The 3,412-nt window shown below is 73.8% G+C and carries 2 protein-coding genes and 1 pseudogene; all 3 read left to right on the forward strand.

The window, feature by feature from the left end; translation table 11 throughout:
- Positions 1-329, forward strand: a pseudogene (locus A612_RS13420) (cell division protein ZipA C-terminal FtsZ-binding domain-containing protein); the annotation flags it as partial.
- Positions 329-2,476, forward strand: coding sequence for an NAD-dependent DNA ligase LigA (gene ligA / locus A612_RS13425; RefSeq protein ID WP_019374977.1), 2,148 nt, complete (start codon positions 329-331; stop codon positions 2,474-2,476). The pseudogene A612_RS13420 and the gene ligA, both read left to right, overlap by 1 nt.
- A gap of 10 nt (positions 2,477-2,486) precedes the next feature.
- A partial coding sequence (locus A612_RS13430; RefSeq protein ID WP_019374978.1) for a patatin-like phospholipase family protein occupies positions 2,487-3,412 on the forward strand: 926 nt, incomplete at its 3' end.

The raw sequence follows: 3,412 nt of genomic DNA on the forward strand, positions 1-3,412 counted from the left end.
CCGAGGCGGGGCTGCCGCCGGTGCTGACCCTGGCCTACGACGCCCAGGCGGCGATGTCGGACGACCCCGAGCAGTCGGCCCTGCGCGAGGTCGGCCTGACACTGGACGTGGCCCAGGTGCACCGCAGCGAGCAGCCTTTCGCGCGCCTGCGCGAGCTGGCGCAGGAGCTGTGCCGGACGATGGACGGGGTGCTGTGTGACCAGAACGGCACGCCGCTGCCCGCCATGGCGATGGAGCCCATCGCCGCCGACCTGGAGCAGCTCTACGACCAGCTCGACCAGCGCGAACTGTCGGCCGGCTCGGCGCTCGCGCGCCGGCTGTTCAGCTGATGGCCGCGCCCCAGGTGGCGCAGCGCAGGGCCGAGGCGCTGCGTGCCCAGCTGCACCGCTGGGCGCACGAATACTACGTGCTGGATGCGCCCAGCGTGCCCGATGCCGAGTACGACCGCGTGTTCCGTGAGCTGCAGGCCCTGGAGGAGCTCTATCCCGACCTGGTCGCCGCGGATTCGCCGACGCGGCGCGTGATCGGCGCGGTGCTGCCGGGCCTTGCGCCGGTGCGCCACCGGGTGCCGATGCTCAGCATCCGCACCGAGACGGACACGCAGGCCAGCGGCGCCGAGGCCTTCGATGCGCGCGTGCGCCGCGAGCTGCACCTGCCGCCCGAGGCGCCAGCGCTCGAGTACGTGGCCGAGCCGAAGTTCGACGGGCTGGCGATGAGCCTGCGCTACGAGGACGGGCGCCTGGTGCTGGCGGCCACGCGGGGCGACGGCGAGGTGGGCGAGGACGTCACGCACAACATCCGCACCATCCGCCAGATTCCGCTCGCGCTGCAGGCCGCCGCCGGCATGGCCGTGCCGCCGGTGCTGGAAGTGCGCGGCGAGGTGTACATGCGCCGCGACGACTTCGAGCGGCTCAACGAGCGCCAGCGCGAGCGTGGCGAGCGCACCTTCGTCAACCCGCGCAACGCGGCGGCGGGGGCGGTGCGCCAGCTCGACTCGAACATCGCGGCGCAGCGCCCGCTGTCGTTCTTCGCCTACGGGCTGGGCGAGGTCACGCCGGCGGCCGAGGGAGGGCCGCGCTTTGCCTCGCACCACGCGGTGCTGCAGCAGCTGCGTGCCTGGGGTTTTCCGGTCTCCGAACTGGTCGCGCTGGCGCGCGGCGCAGCCGAGCTCGCCGCCTACCACGAGCGCATCGGACGCGAGCGCGACCGGCTGCCCTTCGACATCGACGGCGTGGTCTACAAGGTCGACAGCCTGGCGCTGCAGCAGGAGCTGGGCTTCGTCACGCGCGAGCCGCGCTGGGCGGTGGCGCACAAGTACCCGGCGCAGGAGATGCTCACGCGCGTCGAGGGCATCGACATCCAGGTGGGGCGCACCGGCAAGCTCACGCCGGTGGCGCGGCTGGCGCCCGTCTTCGTGGGCGGCGTCACGGTCACCAACGCCACGCTGCACAACCTGTTCGAGCTGCGCCGCAAGGACGTGCGCGTGGGCGATACGGTGATCGTGCGCCGGGCGGGCGACGTGATCCCCGAAGTGGTGGGGCGCGTGCCGCCAGAGGCGGCGGCGGCCGGCCTGGAGGCCCTGGAGGCGTCGGCCCAGGGCGCGCTTGCGCCCGCCGGCCACCGGCCGCGCAATCCCTATGTACCGAACTTCCGGATGCCGCGCGCCTGTCCGGTCTGCGCCAGCGCGGTGGTGCGCGAGCAGGGGCAGGCGGACCACCGCTGCTCCGGCGGCCTGTTCTGCCCGGCGCAGCGCAAGCAGGCGCTGCTGCACTTCGCCCAGCGCCGCGCCATGGACATCGAGGGCCTGGGCGAGAGGCTGGTGGACCAGCTGATCGAGGGCCACGTGATCCGCACGCTGCCCGACCTGTACCGGCTGTGCCTGGCGACGCTTGCCGGGCTGGAGCGGATGGCGGAGAAGTCCGCGCAGAACCTGCTCGCGGCCCTGGAGAAGTCCAAGCGCACCACGCTCGCGCGCTTTCTGTTCGCACTGGGCATCCGCCACGTGGGCGAGGCCACGGCCAAGGAGCTGGCGCGGCATTTCGGGCGCCTGGACGCCATCATGGACGCCACGCCCGAGCAGCTCATGCAGGTGCCGGACGTCGGCCCGGTGGTGGCCGAGGCGCTGCACGCCTTCTTCGCCGAGCCGCACAACCGCGAGGTGGTGGAGCAGCTGCGTGCCTGCGGCGTGCACTGGGACGAGGGGGAGGCGCGCGACCCGGCGGCCCTGCCCCTGGCGGGCCGCACGGTGGTGCTGACCGGGACGCTGCCGGGCCTGAGCCGCGACCGCGCCCAGGCGCTGCTGGAGGCGGCCGGCGCGCGCGTCACCGGCTCGGTCAGCAAGAAGACCGACTACGTGGTGGCCGGCGCCGAGGCCGGCTCCAAGCTGGAGCGCGCCCGCAGCCTGGGCGTGCCGGTGCTCGACGAGGAGGGCCTTCGGGCGCTGCTCGACGGCGCCGCCGCGCCGGGCGGGGGCTGAGGGCGCAGCGATGCTGGCGCGGCGCGCTCCCCGTCTGGGCCTGGCCCTGGGCAGCGGCTCGGCGCGCGGCTGGGCGCACATCGGCGTGCTGCGGGCGCTCACGGAGGCGGGCGTGCGCCCCGACTTCGTGTGCGGCTCCTCGATCGGCGCCCTGGTGGGGGCGGCCTACGCGGCCGGCGAGCTGGAGCGCTTCGCCGACTGGGTGGGCACGCTCGGGATGCGCCAGGTCTGGGGTTTCATGGACTTCAACCTCTCGGGCGGGATGCTCAAGGGCGAGAAACTGATCGCCTTCTGGCGCCGCAATTTCGCCGACTTCGACATCGAGGCCTCGCCCATGCCCTTCGGCGCCGTCGCCACCGACCTGCACTCGGGCGCCGAGGTCTGGCTGCGCGAGGGTTCGATCGCCGACGCCGTGCGGGCCTCGATCGCCCTGCCGGGCCTGTTCACGCCGGTGGCGCGCCCGGATGGCCGCCTGCTGGTCGATGGCGGCATCGTGAACCCCGTGCCGACTTCGCTGGCGCGCGCCATGGGGGCGGATATCGTGATCGGCGTGGATCTCAATTCCGACATCCTGCACCGCCACCTGCAGCCGCTTGCCCTCGTGGCGGATCCACCGGTTGCCGACCCGGCCGCCGAGCCCGAGGCGGGGGAGCCGGAGGCCCGCCATGCCGACTGGATGGAGCGGCTGAAATTCTGGCGCAGCGGGCCGGCAGCTGCGAGCGGGGACCAGGTGGCGCCGCTGCCGCCTCGGCCCTCGGTGCTGGACGTGGTGATGACCAGTGTCACCATCATGCAAATACGCATCACGCGCAGCCGCATGGCGGGCGATCCGCCCGAGGTGGTGATCGCCCCCAGCCTGGCGCACCTGGGGCTGCTGGATTTTCACCGTGCGGCGGAGGCGATCGAGGAGGGCCGCCGCGCAGCCGAGGCGGCGCT

Source organism: Melaminivora alkalimesophila, assembly GCF_000282995.1.
GTDB classification, from domain to species: Bacteria; Pseudomonadota; Gammaproteobacteria; order Burkholderiales; family Burkholderiaceae_C; genus Melaminivora; species Melaminivora alkalimesophila.

Coding starts and splice junctions, on each gene's coding strand:
- ligA (WP_019374977.1), top strand. CDS start 329: ATGGCCGCGCCCCAGGTGGCGCAGCGCAGGGCCGAGGCGCTGCGTGCC.